Source organism: Roseovarius sp. CAU 1744 (genome assembly GCF_039839345.1).
In the GTDB taxonomy this organism is placed as follows: domain Bacteria; phylum Pseudomonadota; class Alphaproteobacteria; order Rhodobacterales; family Rhodobacteraceae; genus Roseovarius.
This window is the reverse complement of sequence record NZ_JBDOQV010000005.1, coordinates 141,464-167,560: the sequence shown is the minus strand read 5'-3', so window position 1 is coordinate 167,560 and position 26,097 is coordinate 141,464. Positions and strand designations below refer to the sequence as shown.

Annotated in this window: 21 protein-coding genes and 1 pseudogene; 14 read left to right on the top strand and 8 right to left on the bottom strand. The window is 63.0% G+C overall.

Going from position 1 to position 26,097, the window contains the following annotated elements:
• Positions 1-281: 281 nt before the first annotated feature.
• Entirely contained in the window at positions 282-1,826 is a 1,545-nt protein-coding gene (locus AAFO92_RS11705; protein ID WP_347535257.1) for a trimethylamine methyltransferase family protein, read from the top strand.
• Here the strand turns inward: AAFO92_RS11705 and AAFO92_RS11700 are convergent.
• Complete coding sequence (locus tag AAFO92_RS11700; protein ID WP_347535255.1) at positions 1,819-2,136, bottom strand: DUF6477 family protein; 318 nt, start codon at positions 2,134-2,136, stop codon at positions 1,819-1,821. The genes AAFO92_RS11705 and AAFO92_RS11700 overlap by 8 nt on opposite strands.
• 498 nt (positions 2,137-2,634) lie before the next feature.
• Between AAFO92_RS11700 and AAFO92_RS11695 the strand changes: the two genes are divergently transcribed.
• The gene (locus AAFO92_RS11695) at positions 2,635-3,498 is read left to right on the top strand and encodes a DUF6456 domain-containing protein (protein WP_347535253.1); all 864 of its coding nucleotides are present in this window, start codon (positions 2,635-2,637) and stop codon (positions 3,496-3,498) included.
• A gap of 17 nt (positions 3,499-3,515) precedes the next feature.
• On the opposite strand, the gene AAFO92_RS11690 is transcribed toward AAFO92_RS11695, so the two are convergent.
• Positions 3,516-4,241 carry a VIT1/CCC1 transporter family protein gene (locus AAFO92_RS11690; protein WP_347535251.1) on the bottom strand — a complete coding sequence of 242 codons (726 nt, stop codon included), beginning with the start codon at positions 4,239-4,241 and terminating at the stop codon, positions 3,516-3,518.
• 290 nt (positions 4,242-4,531) lie between these two features.
• Between AAFO92_RS11690 and lipA the strand changes: the two genes are divergently transcribed.
• Entirely contained in the window at positions 4,532-5,479 is a 948-nt protein-coding gene (gene lipA / locus AAFO92_RS11685) for a lipoyl synthase (RefSeq protein WP_347535249.1), read from the top strand.
• A 133-nt stretch (positions 5,480-5,612) separates the two neighbouring features.
• Here the strand turns inward: lipA and AAFO92_RS11680 are convergent, their stop codons facing one another.
• On the bottom strand, positions 5,613-6,182 hold the full coding sequence (locus tag AAFO92_RS11680) for a DUF882 domain-containing protein (protein WP_347535247.1): 570 nt from the start codon (positions 6,180-6,182) through the stop codon (positions 5,613-5,615).
• Between the two features lie 338 nt (positions 6,183-6,520).
• Here AAFO92_RS11680 and AAFO92_RS11675 point away from each other — a divergent pair, with 338 nt between their 5' ends.
• From AAFO92_RS11675 to AAFO92_RS11655, 5 genes and pseudogenes are all read left to right on the top strand, one after another.
• Positions 6,521-8,122: a L,D-transpeptidase family protein gene (locus AAFO92_RS11675; protein WP_347535245.1), complete on the top strand. Its 1,602-nt coding sequence runs from the start codon at positions 6,521-6,523 to the stop codon at positions 8,120-8,122.
• 27 nt (positions 8,123-8,149) lie between these two features.
• The gene (gene lpxD, locus AAFO92_RS11670; RefSeq protein ID WP_347535243.1) at positions 8,150-9,241 is read left to right on the top strand and encodes a UDP-3-O-(3-hydroxymyristoyl)glucosamine N-acyltransferase; all 1,092 of its coding nucleotides are present in this window, start codon (positions 8,150-8,152) and stop codon (positions 9,239-9,241) included.
• Positions 9,242-9,274: 33 nt separating this feature from the next.
• On the top strand, positions 9,275-9,532 hold the full coding sequence (locus tag AAFO92_RS11665; protein ID WP_347535241.1) for an acyl carrier protein: 258 nt from the start codon (positions 9,275-9,277) through the stop codon (positions 9,530-9,532).
• Positions 9,529-10,740 carry a beta-ketoacyl-[acyl-carrier-protein] synthase family protein gene (locus AAFO92_RS11660; protein WP_347535239.1) on the top strand — a complete coding sequence of 404 codons (1,212 nt, stop codon included), beginning with the start codon at positions 9,529-9,531 and terminating at the stop codon, positions 10,738-10,740. The genes AAFO92_RS11665 and AAFO92_RS11660 overlap by 4 nt, the downstream gene beginning before the upstream one ends.
• A gap of 53 nt (positions 10,741-10,793) precedes the next feature.
• Positions 10,794-11,405: pseudogene (locus tag AAFO92_RS11655) on the top strand (histidinol dehydrogenase); the annotation flags it as partial.
• Positions 11,406-11,626: 221 nt separating this feature from the next.
• Here AAFO92_RS11655 and AAFO92_RS11650 read toward each other — a convergent pair.
• Positions 11,627-13,219 carry a 2-isopropylmalate synthase gene (locus AAFO92_RS11650; RefSeq protein ID WP_347535237.1) on the bottom strand — a complete coding sequence of 531 codons (1,593 nt, stop codon included), beginning with the start codon at positions 13,217-13,219 and terminating at the stop codon, positions 11,627-11,629.
• 250 nt (positions 13,220-13,469) lie between these two features.
• On the opposite strand from AAFO92_RS11650, the gene AAFO92_RS11645 reads away from it, so the two are divergent.
• The gene (locus AAFO92_RS11645) at positions 13,470-14,135 is read left to right on the top strand and encodes an SDR family oxidoreductase (RefSeq protein ID WP_347535235.1); all 666 of its coding nucleotides are present in this window, start codon (positions 13,470-13,472) and stop codon (positions 14,133-14,135) included.
• Positions 14,129-15,658 (top strand): cryptochrome/photolyase family protein, encoded by a 1,530-nt coding sequence (locus tag AAFO92_RS11640; RefSeq protein WP_347535233.1) that lies wholly within the window; start codon positions 14,129-14,131, stop codon positions 15,656-15,658. Before AAFO92_RS11645 ends, AAFO92_RS11640 begins: the two co-directional genes overlap by 7 nt.
• A 17-nt stretch (positions 15,659-15,675) precedes the next feature.
• Here the strand turns inward: AAFO92_RS11640 and AAFO92_RS11635 are convergent, their stop codons facing one another.
• On the bottom strand, positions 15,676-17,085 hold the full coding sequence (locus AAFO92_RS11635; RefSeq protein WP_347535231.1) for a 2-isopropylmalate synthase: 1,410 nt from the start codon (positions 17,083-17,085) through the stop codon (positions 15,676-15,678).
• Positions 17,086-17,239: 154 nt separating this feature from the next.
• On the opposite strand from AAFO92_RS11635, the gene AAFO92_RS11630 reads away from it, so the two are divergent.
• Entirely contained in the window at positions 17,240-18,898 is a 1,659-nt protein-coding gene (locus AAFO92_RS11630; RefSeq protein ID WP_347535229.1) for an NAD+ synthase, read from the top strand.
• Positions 18,899-19,055: 157 nt separating this feature from the next.
• On the opposite strand, the gene AAFO92_RS11625 is transcribed toward AAFO92_RS11630, so the two are convergent.
• A complete protein-coding gene (locus AAFO92_RS11625; RefSeq protein ID WP_347535227.1) occupies positions 19,056-19,976 on the bottom strand; it encodes an MBL fold metallo-hydrolase in 921 nt (306 codons plus the stop codon).
• A gap of 110 nt (positions 19,977-20,086) precedes the next feature.
• On the opposite strand from AAFO92_RS11625, the gene AAFO92_RS11620 reads away from it, so the two are divergent.
• Together AAFO92_RS11620 and gltX are read left to right on the top strand one after the other, a co-directional pair.
• Positions 20,087-20,515: a DUF1801 domain-containing protein gene (locus AAFO92_RS11620; protein WP_347535225.1), complete on the top strand. Its 429-nt coding sequence runs from the start codon at positions 20,087-20,089 to the stop codon at positions 20,513-20,515.
• Positions 20,516-20,741: 226 nt separating this feature from the next.
• Entirely contained in the window at positions 20,742-22,067 is a 1,326-nt protein-coding gene (gltX, locus tag AAFO92_RS11615; RefSeq protein ID WP_347535223.1) for a glutamate--tRNA ligase, read from the top strand.
• 63 nt (positions 22,068-22,130) lie between these two features.
• Here gltX and AAFO92_RS11610 read toward each other — a convergent pair whose 3' ends face one another.
• Positions 22,131-24,650, bottom strand: coding sequence for an FtsX-like permease family protein (locus AAFO92_RS11610; protein ID WP_347535221.1), 2,520 nt, complete (start codon positions 24,648-24,650; stop codon positions 22,131-22,133).
• On the bottom strand, positions 24,647-25,345 hold the full coding sequence (locus AAFO92_RS11605) for an ABC transporter ATP-binding protein (RefSeq protein WP_347535219.1): 699 nt from the start codon (positions 25,343-25,345) through the stop codon (positions 24,647-24,649). Before AAFO92_RS11605 ends, AAFO92_RS11610 begins: the two co-directional genes overlap by 4 nt.
• Between AAFO92_RS11605 and AAFO92_RS11600 the strand changes: the two genes are divergently transcribed.
• Entirely contained in the window at positions 25,344-26,018 is a 675-nt protein-coding gene (locus AAFO92_RS11600; RefSeq protein WP_347535217.1) for an arylesterase, read from the top strand. The genes AAFO92_RS11605 and AAFO92_RS11600 overlap by 2 nt on opposite strands.
• Positions 26,019-26,097: the final 79 nt, after the last annotated feature.

The window sequence follows — 26,097 nt, the reverse complement described above, 5'->3', positions numbered from 1 at the left end:
GCCACATGAGGGGGCGGGGACGTCAGACAGGTCTGCGACCCGAAAAACCGCGGGAGGTGCTTTCTGACGTGCTGATCCAAGCGCCACTAAGCGGTCAGCGCCAACCTTTCGTTGCGGTCGATGATCGCTGACGCCATGGGCCGGAGTGTCGCCGGCGGATGGCGAATATGTCGTTTTCCCCTCTCAGGGGGCGCAATTCTTCCGCGGGCGCAAATCTTGCTATTATAAAAAGGAATGATCCGCACGATTTCAGTGTGCCAGCAAGAAAAGGGTGCTTAACTATGTCCGAGGCAACAGCCCGCAGACGTGGACGTGGTGGCGGTGGCGCCGCCCGACGGGCGGAACGGACCGCCGTCAATATCGAAACCGCCAAGTACATTCAGCGCAACATTCCGAATTTCGAGGTGTTGAACGAAGAGGCTCTCGAGATCATCGAAGCCAATGCCGAAACGATCCTTGAAGAAGTCGGTGTCAATTTCGTCGACAACCCCGGCGCGCTGGAACGCTGGCGCAATGCCGGTGCGGATATCGATGGCGAACGGGTGCGTATTCCGCGTGGCCTGGCCCGCAAACTCTGTTCGACGGCGCCGTCGGAATTCACCCAGCATGCCCGCAACCCGGAAAAATCGGTCGTCATCGGCGGCCGAAACCTGGTGCTGGCGCCGGTCTACGGCCCGCCCTTCGTGCGCGACGCCGCCGGTGGCCGCCGCTACGCAACGATGGACGATTTCAACAAGTTCGTGAAACTGGCCTACATGTCGAAATGGCTGCACCATTCCGGCGGAACCGTGTGCGAGCCTACTGACATTCCCGTGAACAAGCGGCACCTGGACATGGTGCACGCGCATATGACGCTGAGCGACAAGCCGTTCATGGGATCGGTCACCGATCCCAGCAGGGCGCAGGACAGCGTGGATATGTGCGGGATCCTCTTTGGTGAGGATTTTGTGCGGCAGAACACGGTCATGACCTCGCTGACCAATATCAACTCGCCGATGACCTTCGACGATGTGATGATGGGCGCGCTGGAGGTTTATGCGGAAAACAACCAGGCCTGCATCATTTCGCCCTTCATCGTCGGCGGTGCAATGGCGCCGGTTTCGGTGGCCGGTACGCTGACCCAGGTGCTGGCCGAGGTGTTGGCCGGCGTGGCCTATAACCAGTTGGTGCGTCCGGGTGCACCGGCGATCTTCGGCGCCTTCGTCAGCTCGATCGACATGGGGTCCGGTGCGCCGACATTCGGCACTCCCGAGGCATCGCTGGTGACCTATGGTGCGGGGCAGCTGGCGCGCCGTCTGAACCTGCCGTTCCGGTCTGCGGGGTCGTTCTGCGGATCGAAGCTGCCGGATGCACAGGCCGCCTATGAGACCGCCAACAGCCTGAACATGGGGTTGCTCTCGGGCGTCAACTTTATGCTGCACGCCTGCGGCTGGCTCGAAGGCGGGCTTGTCGCGGATTTCGAGAAATTCGTGATGGATGCCGATCAGCTTGGCGCGCTGCATGGCCTGGCGAAGGGCATATCGGTGGATGAAAACGGCCAGGCGATGGATGCCATCCGCGAAGTCGGCCCCGGCGGTCACTACCTTGGCTGCGCCCATACGCAGGCGAACTTCAAGTCGGCGTTCTGGAAGTCCAACCTGCTGGATTACAAACCGTTCGAGACCTGGGCCGAGGAAGGCGAGCGTGACACCTACAAGCTGGCGACCAACCGGGTTGACTATCTGCTGAACAACTATCAGCAACCCGCGATGGATCCGGCGGTCGCCGAGGCGCTTTCGGCCTATGTGGCGGAAAAAAAGGCGTCGATGCCGGATTCGTTTACCTGACGCAATTCCGCAGCGGTGCGATGTTGGCTTGCGAGGCGCGAACGATGCGCGCCTCGCCCATCATCGCGATCAACAGGTCGACATGCTGTACCGATGAATAGCCAGCCTGGCGTTCGCGGCGTTGCTGATCGACCATCGCTTCAATCTCGACCAAGCGGGCAAGCGCGGCCCCGCTGCGCGGCAGTGGCCCATGGCCCAGATGCCGTCTCAGATGCACGTCTCGGCGATATTCGTTCATGCCGATCCGGGCCGCCCGGATCAAAAGGCGCGGGCGCTTCAGGGTGTCGAGTTTCGTCAGAATGTCGTTCATAGAGTCGTTCCCCAATTTGATTCATCGTATTGTTGACACAACCCATGCGGGTGTTGCGCGCCGTGCGAAACCGCCGTTCGCAACGCTTTTCAATTGTTCACCGTGCGGAAACAATGGTTGTAAAGTTCGCAACAATTAACGAACCGGTAACGATTGCTCGCTTAGGTTGTAAAAGTCTGTGGATTAACGGTCCAAGAGTTGGGTGAAGGATTGGCACAAGGACAATCATTGGGGCAGTGCGGAAGGAAGGAGATCAGCTTTGCAGAGCTGCCTTCCTGGGTACCGGAAACTGTATTGCACTACCTCCTGCACACTGAAATCGGCACCTCCATCCGGGCTTTGGCGCGTGATGCAGGATGCCATGCCTCGACCGTTCTGCGACAGATACGCAGCTTTGAGACGCGACGTGATGATCTGCTGGTTGATCAGGCGCTTCGCCGGCTTGGCCGACAGTTCTTCAACGAAAGAGATGCCGGTTCTCCCTTTATGGAGAGCAAGATGACCGCACTGCCAAAGACCGAAACCGACGCCGAAGCACTGTCCGAAGCAAGGCTGAAAGAGGAAAGCAGACGCATATTGCGCAACCTGTGCGAGACCGGCGCGGTGTTGGCGGTTGCGGCTGAAATGGACAAGGCCGTCGTGGTGCGCGAGACCGCCGATGGGCAATCCGTACGCACCGGTATCGTCGATCGCGAGATTGCCGAGGCGATGGCGCTGAAGGAATGGATCGCCTGTGATGCGCCCGGCCGGATCGCGCGGTATCACATCACCAGATCGGGCCGGTCGGCGCTGAACATGATGCTGGCCGAGGCGGAAAACAAGGCGGTTGGCTTTGCTGAATCGCAAACGGCCTTCGATAGCCCCTATAACAATGCGATGGCCGCGGATGAGGATGAAATCCGCATCAACCGGTCAAGGCGCGTGCGTTACAACATGGCGGAAACGCCGCTATCGGCGCTGGCGCGGCGCAAGGACCGGGACGGAGAGCCGTTTCTGTCCAGCGATCTGGTACGCGCCGGCGAACGGCTGAGAGAAGATTTCGAACTGGCCCAGATGGGCCGCCGGAGCGAAACCAACTGGGACAAGTTCCTGACCAATACCGAACGCGCGATTGCGCCATTGGACGGATCGGCCCGCGGTGCCGAGGCGGCCCGCATGCGCGTGACCAACGCGCTGCGTGATCTGGGGCCGGGCCTTGGCGATGTCGCGCTCAGGTGCTGCTGTTATCTGGAAGGGCTGGAGCGGGCCGAAAAGCGCATGGGCTGGTCGGCAAGGTCGGGCAAGATCGTCCTGCGCATCGCGCTGCAACGGCTCAAGCGGCACTTTGACGATCTGGGTGATGCCGGCGGCATGATCGGCTGACGCGACGTTCCGGGTGGCTACCCGCCCACGATCCACCCCACCGCAAATGCAACCAAGGCGCAGACCGTACCCACCAGTACGGTCTCGCCCACTGACCGCAGCAGCTTTTCGCCCGTGGCGTTCCACCGCAACAGCCCCAGCGCCACGAGGGCCGAAAAGGTTGTTGCAAGCGACATCATGAACGTCCTGCCCGTCGGTTCGTAGATGAAATAGGGCAGCAGCGGGATTGCACCGAACACCACGAAGGCACCGAAGGTAAAGAGGCCGTTCAGGGCCGGGTTTTCCTCGTCCGGGTCCTGCATGCCGAACTCATATGTCATCATCAGGTCCGCCATCATCTCGGGGTGACGGGCAAGAATGGCGGCCGTTGTATCGGCCTCGCCGGCGGGCAGCCCGCGCTGGCGCAGAATTTCGAAAAGCTCCATCTGTTCCTGCTGCGGATTGCGCATGATCTCGCGAAGTTCGCTTTCGCGCCGCGACCGGTAGAGATCGTGCTGCGACCGCAATGACAGGAACTCTCCCAACCCCATGCTGACGGCATCGGCAAAAAGATTGGCCAACCCAAAGACCAGGACCGCCAGGCCACCGATCTGGGCAACGCCCTCGGCCGCGGCCCCGGCGAAACCCGCGACGATGGCAAAGGTCGTGACGATGCCGTCATTGCCGCCATAGACGATCTGCTTGAGGTATTCCTGCGTTCGTCCGAGGGCGTGCGCCTCGCGGCGATGTACTTGCCAATCCATCCTGTCCGGGCCTTTCATCCTGATAGGGCAGCGGCAGAATAGGCGGCGCGGTGCGCCGTTGAAAGCAGGTATGTCGGGCAGCGGCCCGATCCCGCCCGGCATCCCGCGCGGGCAAGAAACGGCCCGCGACCCAAAGGGGCACGAGCCGCACAAACAACAGCAAACTGGTTAACGGTGGACACTCGTTAAGAAACTGCGTTGCCTGCATGGCAGCTCTGCAGAACTGGTACTTTCCACCGCCGTTGACTATAGATAAGAGATATTACCAAACCATTCGCGGGGAATAATTCGTGCGCGACCTCAAGATCCCGGAACAACGCCACCCGGAAAAGGCTCACAAGCCCGACAATGCGCAGCCGCGCAAGCCGGACTGGATCCGGGTAAAGGCGCCGTCGGGCGACGGGTATCGTCAGACCGCGCGGATCATGCGCGAGCACAAGCTGGTCACTGTCTGCGAAGAGGCCGGATGCCCCAATGTCGGTGAATGCTGGAGCCAGGGCCACGCCACGATGATGATCATGGGCGAGGTCTGTACCCGGGCCTGCACCTTCTGCAACATCGCCACCGGCAAGCCGCCCGAAGCGCTTGACGCGTTCGAGCCGGGCAGGGTGGCCGATGCGGTGCAGAAACTGGGATTGAACCACGTGGTCGTGACCAGCGTGGACCGCGACGACGTGAAGGACGGCGGGGCCGAGCATTTCGCCCAGACGATTCGGGCGATCCGCCACCGAAGCCCGGCGACCACGATTGAAATTCTGACGCCGGATTTCCTGAACTGCGACCCGAAGGTTCTGGAAGTCGTCGTCGAGGCCAAGCCGGACGTGTTCAACCACAACCTCGAAACGGTCCCCGGGCTTTACCCCGAGGTACGTCCCGGCGCGCGCTATTTCCATTCCCTGCGCTTGCTGCAGCGGGTCAAGGAAATGGACCCGACCATGTTCACCAAGTCCGGTATCATGGTGGGCCTTGGCGAGGATCGCCAATCCGTGCATCAGGTCATGGATGACATGCGCGCCGCCAACATAGATTTCCTGACCATCGGCCAGTATCTGCAACCCACGCCGAAACATCACAGGGTTGACCGCTTCGTCACGCCCGAGGAATTTGCCGCCTATGAGAAAGCGGCCTATGGCAAGGGCTTCCTGATGGTCTCGGCCACGCCGCTGACCCGGTCATCGTATCACGCAGGTGATGACTTTGCCCGGCTGCAGGCGGCGCGCCAGGCAAAATTCGCCTGAGACTGACTGACCTGAAAGGATTCGTTTCGTCCGGACACGGGGCATCCGCGGTCGGTATCCGGCAATTTCACAAACAAAAACACCGGCTGTCAAAACCGGTGTTTCATGAAATGACCTCAGTCCCGTAGCTGTGTCAGCCGCCCCAGCTGCGGACCGGGCCGCAATCCATGTGGACGAAATTGCTGCGCGAATAGCGTCCGACCCCGCCACCCTGGCAGGCAACGGCGGCACGGTACATCTGGTTGACCGAACGCGACGACAGGCGCAGGTCGGCGGCTTCGCCTTTCATGTGGCGCGAGTTCTTGGCCACCCCGCGTGAGCGGCTGCGCAGCATCTTGTTGGTCTTGGGCGTGCGATAGCCGGACAGCAATGTGTAGGGTTCGTTCACGTCCAGCAGATTGTGGCTGGCGGCAAGGATGTCGATGGTGCGCATGTCGATGGATTTGACATCGTTGGTGCGCCAGTCCCGCATGAACAACGAAATCTCGCTGACGGCGTCCTTGATGTATTCGCCTTCGATCCAGTAGATCGTGTCGATCCGCTCGCCGGTTCTGGGGGAGGTCATTCGGATCCGGCGGATGTCGCCGGCCCCCCGCAGCAATCCCGCGGCATTCGAAAAAGTAGGGGCAGCAATCAAACTCGTCGCTGCAAATGCACGAAGCACCCCACGTCGGGTCAAGCCCGTTGTGCTATTTTCCGTCATATAGTTAGCGCCTGTCCCGTCGCTTACCTGTTCACCTGCCGTTTTGGCAGGCCTGCCATCTCATCCCCAGATGCGAGGACTTTATGGCATAAACGGAATCACCAACCAAGGGGGGAATTTGTCGGTATTGTCTCGATCAGGCCGATCGGCAGTTTTTTGCGCAAAACCGCCAGATTGCGTTGAAAATATGTAAATTCCGATGCGTTTTCGCCGCATTTCACGATGCGTTTAACCTGTTGCTAAAGTTTTGAATGGACTTGTTTTGACATTCTGCGGGATAGAACGGCACACTTTTGTCCGTCCGCGACCGTATCGAGGGGAACTTTATGATTTCGACCATGCCGGTGAATTTTGTGCGGGGCTTCGTATTCTCGCTGCCCATTTTCGTTGCCACTCTCCTGGCGCCGGCGGGGGCCGAGGCTCAGGTTACCGCCTACAAGCAGGCCGTGGCCGAAGCCGCCGCCAAGGATCGCGACCTGGCCGCCTTCTACCAGGCCAACGGGTATCAGGGGCTCTGGACCGGCAAGGGCGGCAAGGATCGCCGCCGCCGACAGGAGCTTTTCAAGGCGATCGCCAGCGCCGACAGCCACGGCCTGCCGGTGGCGCGCTACGATGCCGCCGGCCTGATGGCGCGGATGAAGGCCGCGCGCACGCCGCGCGACCGCGGGCTGATCGAGGTCGAGCTCAGCCAGACCTTCCTTCAGCTTGCCCGCGACATGCAGACCGGCGCGCTGATTCCGGCGAAGGTTGATGATGGCATCAAGCGCGTGGTTCCCTATCGCAACCGCACCAGCTATCTGACCAGCTTTGCCAAGAGCAACCCGCGCAGTTTCTTCCGCGTGCTGCCTCCGCAGACCAATGAATACGCGCGTCTGATGAAGGAAAAAATCAAGCTTGAGAAGCTGATCGCACAGGGCGGATGGGGGCAGAAGGTGCCTGCCAAGTCGCTCAAGCCCGGCAGCAGCGGCGGCGCCGTTGTCGTGCTGCGTAACAGGTTGATTTCAATGGGTTACATGCGGCGCACGTCCAGCCAGACCTATGATGCGAACATGCAGAAGGCAGTGCAGCTGTTTCAGCAGGATCACGGCCTGGAACCCGATGGCGTTGCTGGTGCGGGCACGATGATCGAGGTCAATCGCTCGGTCCGGGACCGGCTGCAATCGGTCATGGTCGCGATGGAGCGCGAACGCTGGATGAACAAGGAACGCGGCGAGCGGCACGTGCTGGTGAACCTGACCGATTTCAGCGCCCGTATCGTCGACAATGACCGGGTGACATTCCAGACCCGCGCGGTGGTGGGCAAGAACGTGCATGATCGCCGCAGCCCGGAATTTTCCGACGTCATGGAATTCATGGTGATCAACCCGACCTGGAACGTACCGCGCTCGATCGCGGTCAAGGAATACCTGCCGATGATGAAGCGCAATCCGAACGCGGCGGGGCATCTGCAGCTTTATGATGGCAGCGGCCGCAAAGTGCCGCGCGGCGCGGTGAATTTTGCCGCGTTCAATGAACGCAACTTCCCGTTCGACATCAAGCAGCCGCCATCGCGCCGGAACGCGTTGGGCCTGGTCAAGTTCATGTTCCCGAACAAGTACAACATCTATCTGCACGACACGCCCGAGAAAGCACTGTTCGCGCGTGAGAAACGTGATTTCAGCCATGGCTGCATCCGCCTTCAGCAGCCGTTCGAATTTGCCTACGAGCTTCTGTCCAAGCAGACCAGCGACCCCAAGGGGGTGTTCCACGCCAAGCTGGATACCGGGCGCGAGACCGTCGTGCAGCTGGAACAGCCGGTGCCGGTGCACATCACCTACCGCACTGCGTTCACCCAGGCCAAGGGCCGGACCCAGTTCCGCCGCGATGTCTATGGGCGGGATGCAAGGATTTGGGATGCCCTGTCCAAGGCGGGGGTTTCGCTGGCCGGAGTTCAGGGATAAACCACTCTCCGTAACCAGGAGAGTGTCATGGCCTACACGATAGAACAGATTGCAACGGCGCTTGGGGCCAAGGCCCTTGGCGCCGTCGACATGGAGATTGACGGCCTGGCCGAACCGGCCGATGCCTCAGCCCGCGATCTGGCGCTGGCCATGAAACCGGAATATGCCGACAGCCTGCCCAAGGGCGCGGCCAGGGCGGCGATGGTCTGGGACGGGGCGGACTGGCAGGCGCTTGGGCTTGAGGCGGCGATCATCTCACCCCGGCCACGCTATGCGATGTCGGGGCTGACCACCATGATGGATCCGGGGCAGGGGTGGGCCGATGGCATTCACCCCTCGGCTGTCGTGGACGAAACGGCCGAGCTTGGGGCCGGCGTCACGGTCGGCCCGCTGGCGGTCATATGTGCGGGCGCCCGGATCGGGGCGGGCACGGTGATCGGCCCGCAATGTTTCGTCGGCACCGATGCGCGGATCGGCACGATGGGATTCCTGCGCGAGGGGGTCCGGATCGGCGCGCGGGTCCGGATCGGGGAACGCTTCATCGCCCAGCCCGGGGCGGTCGTCGGCGGCGACGGGTTTTCCTATGTCACGCCCGAGAAATCATCGGTCGAACAGGCGCGCCAGACCCTGGGGGACCAGGGCGATACGCGCTCGCAATCCTGGACCCGCATTCACAGCCTTGGCGCGGTCAGCATCGGCGACGACGTAGAGCTGGGATCCAATTGCACGATCGACCGCGGCACGATCCGCGACACCCGGATCGGCAACGGAACCAAGATCGATAACCTTGTCATGGTTGGCCACAACGTCGAGATCGGCAATGACAGCCTGCTTTGTGGCTGTGTGGGGATCGCCGGGTCCACCAGGATCGGGAACAACGTGGTTCTGGGCGGGCAGACCGGCGTCAGCGATAATATTTTCATCGGCGACAACGTGATTACCGGCGGTGGCACGATCGTGCTGTCGAACATCCCCGAGGGCCGTGTCATGCTGGGCTATCCGGCGATGAAGATGGAAACGACGATGGAGGTTTTCAAAGGGTTGCGGCGTCTGAAGCGACTGTTCACCGATGTCGCGGATTTGAAGAAAACAGTTTCCAAGTTGAACCCGAGTGACTAAATCGGGCGCAACCACTGCTGGAAGGCCATAGGAATGACTATCAAGGATCGTGTTATCAAGATCATTGCCGAACAGGCCGTGCTGGAACCTTCTGATGTCACCGAGGACAGCACGCTGGAGGATATCGGCATTGACAGTCTTGGGCTGGTCGAGAGCATTTTCGCCATCGAAGAGGAATTCGATATTTCGGTCCCCTTCAACGCCAACGAGCCGCACCAAAGCGATTTCGACATCTCGACAGTGGCCTCGATCATCACGGGGATTGAAAAACTGGTGAAAGAGCAATCGTGAAGCGGGTTGTCATTACCGGGGCAGGCACGATCAATGCCCTCGGGCATAACGTGCCGGACACGCTTGCGGCGATGCGCGAGGGGCATTGTGGCATCGGCGAACTGACCTTTCGCGATGTCGAACGCCTGTCGATTCGAATTGGCGGGCAGGTCACCGGCTATGACGCCGAAGCGCGGTTCAACCGGCAGCAACTGGCGCTTTACGACCGGTTCACCCAGTTCACCCTGATCGCCGCGCAAGAGGCGATAGCCCAATCCGGGCTGGAATTTTCCGGCGCGCTGGCGGCGAAATCCGGCGTGGTGATGGGCAATTCCGGCGGCGGCATGACCACGCTCGACGAGAATTACCGCTCGGTCTACGAGGATGGCAAGAATCGCGTGCATCCCTTTGTCGTGCCCAAGCTGATGAACAACGCGGCCGCCGGTCACATTTCGATGGAATATAACCTCAAGGGCCCCAGCTTCACCGTTTCGACCGCCTGTGCGTCCTCGAACCACGCGATGGCGCAGGCCTTCCAGATGGTGCATGGCGGTTCGGCCCCGGTGATGATCACCGGCGGGTCGGAATCCATGCTGTGTTTTGGCGGGGTCAAGGCGTGGGAGGGGCTGCGGGTGATGTCCAAGGATGGCTGCCGCCCGTTTTCCGCCAACCGCAACGGCATGGTCCAGGGTGAAGGCGCCGGGATTTTCGTCTTTGAGGAATACGAGCACGCCCGCAAGCGCGGTGCCGAGATGCTGGCCGAGGTCGCCGGCTTCGCCATGACGTCGGACGCGTCGGACATCGTGATGCCGTCGAAACAGGGGGCGGCGCGGGCGATGCGCGGGGCGCTGAGTGATGCGCGTATCAACCTTGACGAGGTGGGCTATATCAATGCCCACGGCACCGGAACCGCGGCCAATGACAAGACCGAATGCGCCGCGGTGGCGGATGTGTTCGGGCGTCACGCGGACAAGCTGATGATTTCCTCGACCAAGTCGATGCACGGTCATTGTATCGGCGGCACCGGGGCCGTGGAATTGCTGGCCTGCATCATGGCGCTGCGCGATGGCATCATCGCGCCCACGATCGGCTACGAGGAACCGGACCCGGAATGTGCCCTTGACGTCGTGCCCAACGAGGCGCGCGAGGCCCAGGTAGACGTGGCGCTGTCCAATGCCTTCGCCTTTGGTGGTCTGAATGCCGTCCTGGCCCTGAAGCGGGTGGCGTGACCGCAGGCCAAGAAGCCGCACTGCACACCAGCCCGAAAGGATCGGATCATGCCGAACCTGAACTCTGCGCCACGGACCTGCTGGGACAGGCGGAACACGGCTACAACTCACCTTGCGTGCTGGTGACCAATTCCCGCAGGCTGGCAGAAGGCATGCTGGAGGAAATCGACCGCATTCTGGGCATCCTGCCAACGGCCGAGACCGCCCGCGCCAGCTGGGAAACCTATGGCGAGGTTATCCTGTGCGACAGTTATGACGAGATGCGCGCCGTGGCAGATGATATTGCCTCCGAGAACGTGCTGGTGATGACCGACCGCGATGACTGGTTCCTGGACAACATGACCTGCTATGGCGCGCTGTTTTTGGGGCCGCGCACCAATGTCGCCAACGGGGCCATGGTGATTGGCACCAACCACACGCTGCCGACCAAGAAGGCGGGCCGTTATACCGGTGGTCTCTGGGTCGGCAAATACCTCAAGACCCACAGCTATCAGAAGGTTGTTACCGACGAGCCCGCGGCGATGATCGGCGCATATGGCAGCCGCCTGTGTATGCTCGAAGGGTTCGTCGGCCATGCCGAGCAATGCAATATCCGTGTGCGCCGCTACGGCGGTATCAACGTCCCATATGGCGACGGCGCATCGGTCAGGCAGGCGGCCGAGTAGATCCACCGCGGCGCGCCCCAATCGCCGGTGTCAGGCCCGGTGGCGGGGGCGTTTGTCACCGGCGCCTGGCCGAACGGGCATCCGGCGGAGGCTGATCGCGGTGCGATTGCGAAGCTTGGCTATGGGGGTGGGACCGGTTCAGGAGGGCGACGCAGCCACACCCCGTCATGCGGGGTGGGCTGCGTCGCGTTTTTCGCGCCTTTGATCTTTCCTGACTGGTGTCAGGACACGTCCTTGTAACTTATTTCGCGCTTGTCCTGGCCAACCTTGCCGCGGCGTACAAGCAGTCGGTTCAGGGCGTTCACATAGGCCTTGGCGGAGGCCACGACCGTATCGGTGTCGGCGGACTGGCCGGTGGCGATGTTGCCGTCTTCTTCAAGCCGGACAGATACCGTGGCCTGTGCGTCGGTGCCTTCGGTCACCGCGTGCACCTGGTAAAGCGACAGGTGCGCGCTGTTGGGGTGCAGCTCGCGTACCGCCTTGAACGTGGCATCGACCGGGCCATCGCCGGACTGGCTTGCGGTCTTTTCCACCCCGTCAATGGCCATGACCAGCGTGGCCTCGGCCGGGCCGCCGGTGCCACAGGCGACGCGCAGCGACTTGATCACCAGACGGTCGTTTGTGGCATCCTCGCCGGCGCTGACCAGGGCAATCAGATCCTCGTCATAGACTTCCTTCTTGCGGTCGGCCAGTTCCTTGAACCGCACGAAGACATCGTTGAGCTGGTTATCGGCCAGTTCGATCCCCAGATCCTTCAATTTCGAGCGCAGGGCGGCGCGGCCCGAATGCTTGCCCATCACGATATTGGTCTCGGTCAGGCCCACATCCTCGGGGCGCATGATCTCGAAGGTTTCGGCATTCTTCAGCATCCCGTCCTGGTGAATGCCCGATTCATGCGCAAAGGCGTTCTTGCCGACGATGGCCTTGTTGGGTTGCACCTGGAAACCCGAAACGTTCGAAACCCGGCGGGAAAGATGCATGATCTTGGTGGTGTCGATGCCGGTATGGTAAGGCATGATGTCGCCGCGCACCTTCATCGCCATCACCACCTCTTCCAGGGCGGTGTTGCCGGCGCGTTCGCCCAGACCGTTGATGGTGCATTCGATCTGGCGGGCGCCGCCGGCAACGGCAGCCAGCGAATTGGCGGTCGCCATGCCCAGGTCGTTGTGGCAGTGGGTGGCGAAAATCACCTCGTCCGCACCGGGAACCTCGGCGATCAGGCGGCGGATCAGATCGGCCGATTCCACCGGCGCGGTGTAGCCCACGGTGTCGGGGATGTTGATCGTGCCGGCACCGGCCTTGATCGCGATCTCGACCACGCGCCTGAGGTAATCCCATTCCGTCCGCGTGGCGTCCATCGGCGACCATTGCACGTTGTCGCAGAGGTTGCGCGCATGGGTCACGGTGTCATGGATGCGCTGGGCCATTTCATCCTGGGTGAGGTTGGGAATGGCGCGATGCAGGGGCGAGGTGCCGATGAAAGTGTGGATGCGGGGGCGGCGGGCGTGCTGCACCGCCTCCCAACAGCGGTCGATATCCTTGAAATTGGCGCGCGAGAGGCCGCAGATCACGGCGTTTCGGGTGTTTTTCGCAATCTCCGTCACGGCGTTGAAATCGCCCTCGGACGCAATCGGGAACCCCGCCTCGATGATGTCCACGCCCATGTCATCCAGCAGTCCGGCGATTTCCAGCTTTTCCTCATGGGTCATGGTCGCGCCGGGGGATTGTTCGCCGTCGCGCAAGGTGGTGTCGAAGATCACCACCCGGTCTTTGTCCGCCGCTGGCGGTACGCGGTCTTTGGTCTGATCGGTCATGTCGGGTCTCTTTTATGTCTATCCTAAGCCTGGTGGCGCGAAAGGGCACATCCTCTGAGCGGTCGCGCCGAAAGGCACGCTCAGAGGCGGCTCAGGAGTAGCAGGGCAGCACTGCGCACGCCGGAAATGCGACGCGCGGTAAAGGTGATATGCCCGTTGGTCATCATGTGCGGCATGATAGGCGCGGTTGCGCGGAAATAAAAGAGGCTTTTCTATTGATCCGCGCAATTGTTCCGCTAGCTGCAGGCCCATGAAAAACGCACTGATCATCGGCGCATCGGGTGGCATCGGGTCGGCCTTGACCGAAGTGCTGCGCAGGCGCGGCGTTACCGTGACGGCGCTGTCACGATCCGGTGACGGGCTGGACGTGACCGACGAGGCATCGGTCGAGGCCGTACTGGGCACACTCGACGGGCTCTGTGAATTCATCTTCGTGGCCTCCGGCGCGCTGGAGATTGACGGGGCGCAGCCGGAGAAGACGTTGCAGGCCATCAGCGCGAAGGCGATGGCGGACCAGTTCGCCGTCAACTGCATCGGCCCGTCGCTGGTGCTCAAGCACGCGATCAGGCTGTTGCCACGCGACGGGCGGTCGGTCTTTGCGGCGCTGTCCGCGCGGGTGGGGTCGATCGGCGACAACCGGCTGGGCGGCTGGTATTCCTACCGCACGGCCAAGGCGGCGCTGAACCAGATGATTCACTCTGCCGCGATCGAACTGGGGCGTACCCACAAGGATGCGATCTGCGTTTCGCTGCATCCCGGCACCGTGGCCACCGATTTCACCGCCAAATATGCCGGGCGTCACAAGACGGTCCCGCCCGAGGAGGCCGCGCAGAACCTGCTGGCAGTGATCGACGGGCTGGACACCTCGGACACCGGCCTGTTCTTCGATTGGGCGGGCAAGCGGGTGCCATGGTAAAGCGTCTGATCCTCGTGCTCGGCGACCAGCTGAGCAGCGGTCTCACGGCGTTGCGTGAGGCGGATCGCGACACCGATCTGGTGGTGATGGCCGAGGTCGCGGACGAGACCGGCTATGTTCCGCATCACCCCAAGAAGATCGCGTTGGTGCTGTCGGCGATGCGGCATTTCGCCGAAGAGCTGCGCGAAGATGGCTGGCAGGTCGCCTATACACGGCTTGATGACGCGGAGGCCTCGAAATCCATTGTCGGCGAACTGATGCGGCGTGGGCAGGAACATGGCACGACCGACGTGCTGGTGACCCGGCCGGGCGAATGGCGGCTGCTCGGGGCGCTGGAAAACGCCCCGCTGACGGTTCACATGCTGCCCGATGACCGGTTCATCGCCACGCTGGACACGTTCGAAGAGTGGGCTGACGGGCGCAAGGAATTGCGGATGGAATATTTCTACCGCGACATGCGCCGCAAGACCGGGCTGCTGATGGACGATGACAAGCCCGCGGGCGGGAAGTGGAACTATGACCACGACAACCGTAAACCCGCCAAGGAAGACCTGCGGCGGTCGGAACCGATGCGGTTCACCCCGGATGAGATCACCCAGGACGTGCTCGATCTGGTCGACGCGCGGTTCGGTGACAATTTCGGCACCCTGCGCCCGTTCTGGTTTGCCGTGACCCGCACGCAGGCGCTGCGGGCGCTGGATCATTTCGCCAAGAACCTGCTGGCCGGGTTCGGCGACTTTCAGGATGCGATGCTGCAATCAGACCGGTTCCTGCACCATTCCGTGCTGTCGCCTTATCTCAACCTCGGCCTGCTGGGGCCGCTGGAGATCTGTGAGCGGATCGAGGCGGAATGGCAGAAGGGAACCGTGCCGATCAACGCCGCCGAAGGCTATATCCGCCAGATCATCGGCTGGCGCGAATACGTTCGCGGGCTCTATTTTCGCGAGGGGCCGGACTATCCTGAACGCAATGTACTGGGCCACCAACGCGATTTGCCCTGGATGTACTGGGGCGGCGAGACCGGGATGAACTGCATGGCCCACGCGGTGGCGCAGACAAGGGAAGAGGCTTATGCCCACCATATCCAGCGGCTGATGGTCACCGGCAATTTTGCGCTGCTGGCCGGCGTCGACCCGAAACAGGTGCATGAATGGTACCTGGCGGTCTATGCGGATGCCTATGAATGGGTCGAGGCGCCCAACACCGTTGGCATGAGCCAGTTTGCCGATGGCGGCATCATCGCCTCGAAGCCCTATGTGAGTTCCGGCAATTACATCAACAGGATGTCGGATTACTGCGGGGATTGCACCTATTCGGTCAAGGACAAGACCGGCGACAAGGCCTGCCCGTTCAACCTGCTATACTGGCATTTCCTGCACCGGCACCGCGACCGGTTCAGCGAAAATCCCCGGATGGGCAACATGTACCGTACCTGGGACCGGATGGATGCCGACAGGCGCGATACGGTCCTGCACGAGGCCCGTGCCCTGCTGGCGCGTCTTGATGCGGGGGAAACGGTTTAGGCCACTGGAATGGCGGCTCAGTTGCCATCGCTTTCTTCGGCCAGCGCACCGTCCTGCCATTCGCCGCTGGTTTCCTCGCCGGTGGCATAGCGCATCGTGCCCTGGCCCTGGCGTTTGCCCCGGCGGAAGGTGCCCTCGTAGACGTCGCCGTTCAGATAGGTGGCCACGCCCTGGCCGCTGATTTCGCCATTCTGCCATTCGCCTTCATATTTGAAACCGTCGGGCATCGTGATCGCGCCCTGGCCGTGGCGCTGGCCATCCTTGAACGCGCCGGTATAGACCGTGCCGTCCGGATAGGTCGCGGTTCCCTGGCCCTGGCGCTGGCCTTCGACCCATTCACCCTCGTAGCGGTAGCCGTCGGCATAGGTCATCACACCCTGACCGTGGTTCTTGGCATTCTTGTACTCGCCTTCATAGACCAGCCCGTTGGGATAGGTCGCGCGGCCGCTCCCGTCGATCACGCCGTCCACCCAGCTGCCCTCGTAGGTCGAGCCGTCGGGATAGGTGATCTTGCCCTCGCCATTGGCCAGATCGTCGCGGAACTCGCCGACGTATACCGATCCGTCGGGGTAGGTGACCTTGCCCTGGCCGGCGATCTTGCCGGCCACCCAGGTACCTTCGTATTTATAGCCGTCAGTGCCGGTGAACGTGCCCTGTCCGTCACGCAGATCGTCCAGGAACTGGCCCTCGTAGACATCGCCATTGGCATAGGTCACGCGGCCCTGGCCCTCGCGGCGGCCCTGTACCAGCGTGCCCTCGTAGACATCGCCGTTGGGCTGCGTCAGCTTGCCGGTACCGTTGATCTGGCCACCCTTCCACAACCCGGTATAGATCAATCCGTCGGGCATGGTCAGCGTGCCTTCGCCCTCACGCGCACCGCGCGCCACCTCGCCCTCGTAGACCGCGCCATCGGGGTAGGTGATCTTGCCCTTGCCCTCCTTGACGCCATTGACCCAGTCACCGTCATAGACATACCCGTTCGGGCTGGTCATGGTGCCACGGCCGCTGTGCATGGCGTTGAAGAACCCGCCCTCGTAACGCACACCGTTGGCATAAAGCGCGACGCCCTGGCCGGTGATCTTGCCATCCTCCCACTGGCCCTCGTAAGTGCCGCCGTCACTGAACACGATGATGCCGATCCCGTGCGGTTTGCCCTTGGCAAACTCCCCCTCGTAGATCGACCCGTTGGGAAAGCGCGCGACGCCCTTGCCCCTGATCTCGCCCTCGACCCATTCGCCGGTATATTCGTAGCCATTGGGCAATGTGTAGGTGCCGGTGCCATGCTGGAGGCCGTTCTTGAACGTGCCCTCGTAGATCCCGCCATCGTCATATTGCTTGGTGCGGACCTCACCATCCTGCGCATTCAGGCCGGTCGCCCCGGTCAGCGCGAGGCCCAGAAAAACGGTTCTTGTCAGTGAAAATCTCATTTTTGCCCCGAATACCCCATCCCGCATGTGACGCGCGGGTGGGAGAAATCTAGTGGACAGACCGTGGGCTGACAACGGGTTTTGGTCAAATCGGCTTTCCCTTGCTATCTGATCTGCTAAATCAGGCAGGGAATGCAATCACGAGGCTTTTCACATGGCCGACAGGTTTCGCCTGACACTGGCGCAGATGAACCCCACCGTGGGCGATCTTGACGGCAACGCGGCGCTGGCGCGCAAGGCATGGGAGGCCGGACGTGAGGCGGGTGCGGATATGGTGGCCCTTCCCGAGATGTTCATCACCGGCTACAACACCCAGGATCTGGTGATGAAACCGGCCTTTCACCAGGCGGCCATTGCCAAGATAGAAGAACTGGCGCGGGATTGCGCCGAGGGTCCGGCATTGGCGGTGGGCGGCCCGGCGGTCGAAGACGACGGGCTTTTCAATGCCTACTACATTCTGAAGAACGGCCGCACCAGCGCAAGTGTGCTCAAGCATCACCTGCCGAACGAAACCGTCTTCGACGAGGTGCGCATCTACGACGCCGCCGAGATCGGCGGGCCTTACGTCGTCGATGGCGTGCGTGTGGGCAGCCCGATCTGCGAGGACGCCTGGCACGAGGACGTGGCCGAGACGCTGGCCGAAACCGGGGCGGAGTTCCTGCTGGTGCCGAATGGCTCGCCCTACTACCGCAACAAGATGGAGGTGCGGCAGAACCTGATGGTCGCGCGCGTCGTCGAAACCGGCCTGCCGCTGATCTATCTGAACCTGGTGGGCGGGCAGGACGACCAGGTGTTCGATGGCGGCACATTTGCGCTGAACCCCGGCGGTGAACTGGCCTTGCAGATGCCGGTTTTCGAAGAGGCGATTGCCCATCTCGATCTGGTGCGCGGCTCTGATGGCTGGCGCGCGGAGAAGGGCGATCTGGCCTTGTTGCCCGACGCCTACGAGCAGGATTACAACGCCATGGTGCTGGCCCTGCGCGACTATATGCGCAAGACGGGTTTCAAGAAGGTGCTGCTGGGGCTTTCGGGCGGCATCGATTCTGCCATTGTGGCCACAATCGCCGTGGATGCGCTGGGGCCGGACAATGTCCGTTGCGTGATGTTGCCTTCGGAATATACCTCGAAGGCGTCGCTGGACGATGCCAGGGAGATCGCGGAAAACCTGGGCTGCCGCTATGATTTCGTGCCGATTTCCGAGGCGCGCGCTGCCGTTACCAACACGCTGGCACCGTTGTTCGAGGGAACCCGGCCGGACGTGACCGAGGAAAACATCCAGTCCCGCCTGCGCGGGCTGCTTCTGATGGCGCTGTCCAACAAATTCGGCGAGATGCTGCTGACCACCGGCAACAAATCCGAGGTCGCGGTCGGCTATGCCACGATCTATGGTGACATGGCCGGCGGCTACAACCCGATCAAGGACATGTACAAGACCCGCGTGTTCGACACCTGCCGATGGCGCAATGCCAACCACCGGGGCTGGATGATGGGCCCGGCGGGCGAGGTGATACCTCCGAACGTGATCCAGAAACCGCCTTCGGCCGAACTGCGCGAGGATCAGAAAGACAGCGATTCATTGCCCGATTACCCGGTGCTGGACGGCATCCTTGAAATCCTGGTGGATCAGGACGGCTCGATCGCCGATTGCGTGGCGGCGGGCTATGCAAGGGCTGATGCCAAGCGGGTCGAACACCTGCTTTACATCAGCGAATACAAGCGGTTCCAGTCGGCGCCGGGCACCCGGCTGAGCAAGAAGGCGTTCTGGCTGGATCGCCGCTATCCGATCGTCAATCGCTGGCGGGACGGGGGCTGAGCCGTGCTGAGGCCCGACCTTGGGCGATGGCAGGAAAAACCGAATGCCGAATAGGACAAACGGCGGCTGCGACGCAAGAAAGACCAGCCCGCCACAGAGTGGTACGCGCTGGTCTTTCAGGTTTTACGAAGTAAAATCGTGAGCTTACAACCTTAAGTTAAAGCTGTAGCTGGTAGCTTTCGGGGACATAGGCATAGCCGTCGCCATGTTTCGCGACATAGCCGATCCCGGGCGCGGGCATGTGATAGCCGACAAAGGGGATCTTGTCGGCGGCCATCATGTCCAGAAGGCGCTTGCGGGTGGCGGCGGCGGCTGCCTTGTCCATGTCGAACTTGACCTCCCAATCGGGGTGGGCCAGCGACCAGACGTAATGGTTGGCGAAATCCGCGGCGATCAGAAACTGTTTGCCATCGCTATCGACCCTGTAGGTCATATGCCCGGGCGTATGGCCGAATGCCTCCTCGGCGGTGATGCCCGACACGACATCGGTTCCGGGGTCGATCATCGTGGTCTTTTCCGCCAGGGGTTTCATGTTGTTGTCGAAGTTTTCGTTGTCGGCCTTCGACCACGCGTCGAATTCGACCGCGCCGGTGACGTAGCGGGCATTGGCGAAGGTGGGCGCGCCATCATTCATCAACCCGCCGATGTGATCCCCGTGCATATGTGTGATGACCACAACGTCGATCTGATCGGCGGAATAACCAGCGGCCGCAAGCGCGCCGGTGATATCCGCAGCGCTCAACCCGGTGTCGAACAGCACCAGTTCGCTGCCCGTATTCACGACCGTCGGAGTAAAGAAGAAGGTGGCCTTGTCGGTGGGCAGGTTCGCCGCCTGCGATACCTCGTTGAATTCCTCCTCGCTGACATTCAGGCCAAAGATCGAATGCGGATCTTCGCGGGGGAAACTGTTGGACACCAGCGTCGTCACCTCGAAATTGCCCAGCGTGATCCGTTTGAACCCGGGTGTGGCGGCCCCGAGCATGGGTGCACCGGCCTGTGCGGGCAGGCCAATTGTTGCGAGGGGCAGGGCGGCGGTTGATGCTATCAGTGATCGGCGGGTCAGCGTGGGGTTGGTCATCGGTCTCTCCTGTCTGGTCTCGAGCAGAGGATAGCGCGGGTTGTTGGCGGGGGCGACCTCCTCACGTTAATGTTATGGGTCAGCAAAGTCAGCAAAGGGGGAAATCCGAGATGAGTGCCAACAAGACCCGGATGACGGACCAGAACCCCGAGGAATTCGTGGCCGCGATCGACCACGATGGGCGGCGTCGGGACGCCGAGACCCTGCTGGGGTTCTTCAGCGATGTGACAGGTTATCGCGCGTGCATGTGGGGGCCTTCGATCATCGGCTACGGGCGGTACCACTATGTCTACGCGTCCGGCCGCGAGGGCGATTTCCTGGCAACCGGTTTCAGTCCGCGCAAGGCGAACCTGAGCCTCTACATCATGCCGGGATACCAGGATTACGGCGATATCCTTGCGCGTCTGGGCAAGCACAAGCTGGGAAAATCGTGCCTTTATATCAACAAGCTGGCGGATATAGACATGGATGTTCTGGCCGAGCTGCTGCGTGCCGGGCTGCGCGATCTGAATGACCTCTGGGAGGTACAGCCCACCTGACCCGGGCATCCTGCGATCTCTGTGCCGGTGCGGGGCAGGGCGGGCCGGTGCAGTGGCGCGGATGCGAAATCTGGACAATCGGGCGCGGCTGTGACATCTGCCGGTTGCACCAGGGCGTTGCACGTGTTCGCAACTTCGTTGGCAACGACGCTGGTACTTGAGTTTTCGCATTTCCGGGCGCAGAACCGGTGACCGGTATCCCCGGAGACGCTGTAGGAGACAGCCCATGACCACCACCCGTTTCGCTCCGTCGCCCACAGGTTACATCCATGTGGGCAACCTGCGCACCGCCTTGATGAATTACCTGATCGCCGCCAAGGCGGGCGGCACGTTCATCCTGCGGATCGACGATACCGATCCGGCGCGGTCCAAGGAGGAATATGTCGACGGGATCAAGCGTGATCTGGAATGGCTGGGCCTGCATTGGGACCGGGTCGAGCGGCAGTCCGAACGGCTGGACCGCTATGCCGCTGCCGCCGACCGGCTGCGCGACATGGGCCGGTTCTACGAGGCGTTCGAGACACCGACCGAGCTGGACCTCAAGCGCAAGAAGCAGCTCAACATGGGCAAGCCGCCGGTCTATGACCGTGCCGCGCTGGCCCTGAACGACGCCGAGAAGGACAAGCTGCGCGCCGAGCGGGGCAATGGCGTCTGGCGGTTCAAGCTGGATCAGGAGCGGATCGAGTGGACCGATGGCATCCTGGGGGAGATCTCGATCGACGCGGCATCGGTCAGCGACCCGGTGCTCATCAAGGCCGACGGGCAGGTGCTTTATACCATCGCCTCGGTCGTGGACGATACCGAGATGGGAGTGACCCATGTGGTGCGCGGATCGGACCACGTCACCAACACGGCCACGCAAATCCAGATCATCGAGGCGCTGGGCGGCACCGTGCCCGCCTTTGCGCATCACTCGTTGCTGACCGGACCGCAGGGCGAAAGCCTGTCGAAACGGCTGGGCACCCTGGCGCTGCGCGATCTGCGGGAACAGGGCGTGCAGCCGATGGCGCTGCTAAGCCTGATGGCGCGGTTGGGCTCCAGCGATCCGGTTGAGATGCGCACCGAGATGGCGGCGCTGATCGAGGGGTTCGATATCGGGCGGTTCGGATCGGCCCCCACCAAGTTCGACGTGCAGGACCTGTTTCCGCTGACCGCGCGCTTTCTGCAGGCGCAGCCCTATGAGGCGGTGAGGGCGCGTATTGACGCGCTGGGCGTGCCCGCCGACATCGCGCCGCAATTCTGGGAGGTCACGCGCGAGAACATCTCGACGCTGAACGATCTGGACGGCTGGTGGGCGATGTTCCGCGATGGCGCCGAGCCGGTGATCGAGGACGAGGACCGCGCCTTTGTGGCTCAGGCCATGGAATTGCTGCCGGAAGGGCCCTATGACGCGGATAGCTGGGGTAGTTGGACCACGACGGTGAAAGAAGCCACCGGGCGCAAGGGCCGGGGGCTGTTCATGCCGCTGCGCAAGGCGCTGACGGGCCAGGCGCACGGGCCGGACATGTCCCAGGTGTTGCCCCTGTTGCAGAAAATCCGCGCCAAGGGCTGACAGCCGCGCGGTCGTTGCGGTCCTGGGTCCGCCGGGGCCGCTCCCGCCCCATCCGTGGCCGCGTCAGGTCTGTGCGCGCAGGATCCGGGAGGGCCGCGCCGAAAGCGGACCCAGGGCAAAGGCCAGCCCGGCCAGCAAGGATACGCAAATGCCGCCCGCCACGATCAGCAGCGCGGAATGCCAGTCGATCCGAAAGGCGGTTTCCATGACATAGTGGCTGACCGCCCAGCCGCCCAGCAGCCCGGCCGCAAGTGCCACGCCCCCGGCGGCCAGCCCCAGAAGCAGCGCCCGCAATGTCAGGCTATAGAGGATCTGTGCGCGGGTCGCCCCGATGGTCTTCAGCACCGCCGCCTCGTGCCGGCGGGCCTGTTGGTCCGCCGCCGCAGCGCCGATCAGCACCAGAAAGCCCGTCAGCAGCGTGGCCGATGCCCCCCAGGCGGATGCGCGCGCCAACCCGCCCAGCATACCGGCCACCTGGTCGACCGCATCGCGCACCCGGATCGCGGTGACATTCGGAAACCGGCCGGTGATGTCGTTCAGGATCGCGGGTTCGGCCTGTGGCGTGGCGTAGGCCGTGGCGATGAATGTATGCGGCGCGCCGGTCAGGGCCGCGGGGTTCATCACCATGATGAACCCCATGCCCGCGGTCGAGAAATCAACCTCGCGCAAGCTTGTCAGGGTGGCGGTGATGTCGCGGCCAAGGATGTTGACGGTGATCTCATCGCCCAGGCTGAGGCCCATCTCGGCGGCTTCCTCGGCCGAGAAACTGACCTGCGGCGGGCCGTCATAGCCCGGCGTCCACCAGGTGCCGGCGACAAGAGTGGTGCGGTCGGGCACCGGCCCGGCATAGGTGATGCCGCGATCGCCGTTCAGCACCCAGTGATCGCCGGCAACCTCGCGCGCCGGTTTGCCATTGATCCGGGTGATGATCCCGCGCAGCATCGGCGCGCGGTCGATCTTGGATACCGCCGGGTCGTTTTCCAGGCGGTCAAGGAAGCCGGGCATCTGGTCCTTTTGCAGATCGACGAAGAAGAAGCTTGGCGCGCGGGTCGGCAGATCGTCCGCGATGGCGCCGCGCAGATTTGCATCGACCTGGCCGATGGCGGCCAGGACCGACAGGCCAAGCCCCAGCGACAGGACCACCGGTATGGTGGTGGCGCCCGGCCCGCCGATCGCCCCCAGGGCCCAGCTGAGCGGCGGGCGGCGGCGGATGCGGGGCCGGGCGCCGCGGGCGAACCCGCGGATCAGCGCCGCCGACAGCGCCAGCAGTGCCAGCGCACCGGCGATCCCGCCCATCATCCACAGGGTCAGGCGGGCACTGCCGGACAGCCAGATTGCCGCGGCCAGAAGTGCGGCGACCAGCAACAGCGTGGCCAGCAGGAAGACCGGCCGGGGCAGGCCCGCCTCGGGCGCCAGGCCGTCGCGAAACAGGGTGGCGGCGCGAACCTCCTGCGTGCGCGCCAGAGGCCAGAGCGTGAATACCAGGATCGTGAGCACGCTGTAGAGCGCTGCCTCGGCCACCGGTGCGGGATAGACCGCAAAGATCGCCGGCACCGGCAGTCGCGCCTCGATCAGCGGGGCCAGCGCGATGGGCAGACCCACCCCTAGGGCCAGACCGGCCGCCAGCCCGACCGCCGACAGCGCCGCGACCTGCAGGAAATAGGTCAGGAAGATCGTGCGCTGATCGGCGCCGAGGGTGCGCAAGGTGGCGATGGTCTGTGTCTTGCCGGCCAGGAAGGCGCGCAGCGCGGCCGAGATTCCCACGCCGCCCACGGCCAGGCCGCTGAGCCCGACCAGCACCAGAAAGGCGCTGAGGCGCGACACGAACTCGGCCACGCCGGGGGCGCCGTTGCGGGCATCGCGCCAGCGCATCCCGCTGTTTTCAAACCGCTTCACCGCCTCGTACTGGGTCAGGTCCAGTTTCCTGCCCGGCGGCAGCAGCATCCGGTACTTGGTGGAAAACAGCGTACCGGGGGCCAGCAGCCCGGCATTTTCAAGCGCGCTTGTGGCGACGATGGTGCGCGGCCCGAGCGCAAAGCCGCTGGCGATCCCGTCGGGCTCTACCTCAAGCCGCGCCATCAGCCGGAAATCCTGCGTGCCAAGCCGGAAGCTGTCGCCGGTCTGCAGGTCCAGCCGGTCCGCCAGCAGCGGGTCCATGACCGCGCCCGGCAGGCCCGCCGCCCCGGCAAGCGCCTCCGACAGCGGCATGTCCGGGTTCAGGGTGACACGGCCCGTCAGCGGGTAGGCGTCATCGACGGCCTTGACCTGGCTGAGGCTGCGCTTGCCGCCGGGCACCGTGGCCATCGACCGGAAATCAACAATTTCGGACACTTTGCGCGCCGTGTCATCCATCCAGGCGCGCTCGGGCTCAGTGGCGAAGCGGTAGGTGAATTCGATCTCGGCATCGCCGCCCAGAAGGGTCGCGCCCTCGGCGGTCAGGCCGGCGCCGATGCTCTCGCGGATGGTGCCGACAAGGGCGATCGCGGCAACGCCCAGGATGATGCAGGCCAGAAAGATCCGAAAACCCCGCAGCCCGCCGCGCAATTCGCGGCGGGCCAGCCGGGCGGCAATCCCCAGCCTCATTCCACGGCCTCGGAATTGGGCTGTTGCGGGGCGATGCGCCCGTCATGCAGGGTTATCACCCGGTCGCAGCGCGCCGCCAGGTCCGGGGCATGGGTGACCAGAACCAGCGTGGTGCCGTGACGTTCCTGCAGGCCGAAAAGCAGATCGACAATCGCCGCGCCATTGGCGCTGTCCAGGTTGCCGGTCGGTTCATCCGCCAGAACGATATCGGGGCGCGGGGCGGCGGCGCGGGCCAGTGCAACCCGCTGCTGTTCGCCGCCGGAAAGCTGCGAGGGGTAGTGGCCCGCGCGATCCGTCAGCCCCACGGCTGCCAGTTCATCGGCGGCGCGGGCCTGCGCATCGCCCTGACCGGCAAGTTCCAGCGGGGTGGCGACGTTTTCCAATGCGGTCATCGTCGGGATCAGGTGGAAGGACTGGAAAACCACTCCGAAATGCGCCCGGCGCAGGCGGGCCAGCTGATCCTCGCTCATCGCGGACAGGTCGTGACCCAGGGCGCTGACCCGGCCAGAACTTGCCTTCTCAAGCCCGCCCATCAGCATCAGGAGAGAGGATTTGCCCGACCCCGACGGGCCCACCAGCCCCACGCTCTCTCCCCGGTGGACATCCAGCGTGATCCCCTTAAGTATCTCGACCAGCCCGGCATTTCCCGTCAGGGACAGCGTGGCATCGGAAAGAGACAGAATGGGATCAGCCATGTATTTGCACCTGATTGCAAAGAATTTTCTGACATATGGGGTCAGGGGCCTGTGGGGCAAGGTACTTGCGGGTTTTCTTTTGCTGGCGCCGCCGCTTTGTGCCGAAGAGATGACCGTTCTGGCCGTGGGCGACAGCCTGGTACAGGGGTTCGGCCTGCCCGAGGCGGACGGGTTCGTCCCGCAGATGCAGGCATGGCTGCGCGACCGCGGCGCCGAGGTGACGATCATCAACGCGGGCGTATCGGGCGATACCACCGCCGGCGGCGCGGCGCGGGTGGATTGGGGCCTGACGCCCGGTGTTGACGCGATGATCGTGGCCCTGGGGGCCAACGACATGTTGCGCGGCATTGACCCGGACGCAAGCCGCGCGAACCTGTCAAGGGTTCTGGCGGTTGCGCGGGAAAAGGAGGTGGACGTGTTGTTGATCGGCCTGCGCGCGCCCGGCAACCTGGGTGCCGATTTCAAGGCCGAGTTCGACGCGATCTATCCCGGTTTGGCCGAGGAGTACGGGGTCATGCTGGCACCGGATTTCTTTGCCGGGCTCGAAGGTGTGGCCGCCGCGGATCTGCCTTTCTATTTCCAACCTGACAGGCTGCATCCCAATGCCGATGGCGTCGCGCGCATTGTCGAGGGGTTGGGGCCGCATCTGCTGGCGCTGATAGCGGCTGACTGAGCGCGCCGTCACCCGAATGTGATTGGGCCTTTATCTGTTCGTCTACGATACTGACCGCGATTTTCGTGATACTCAGTTG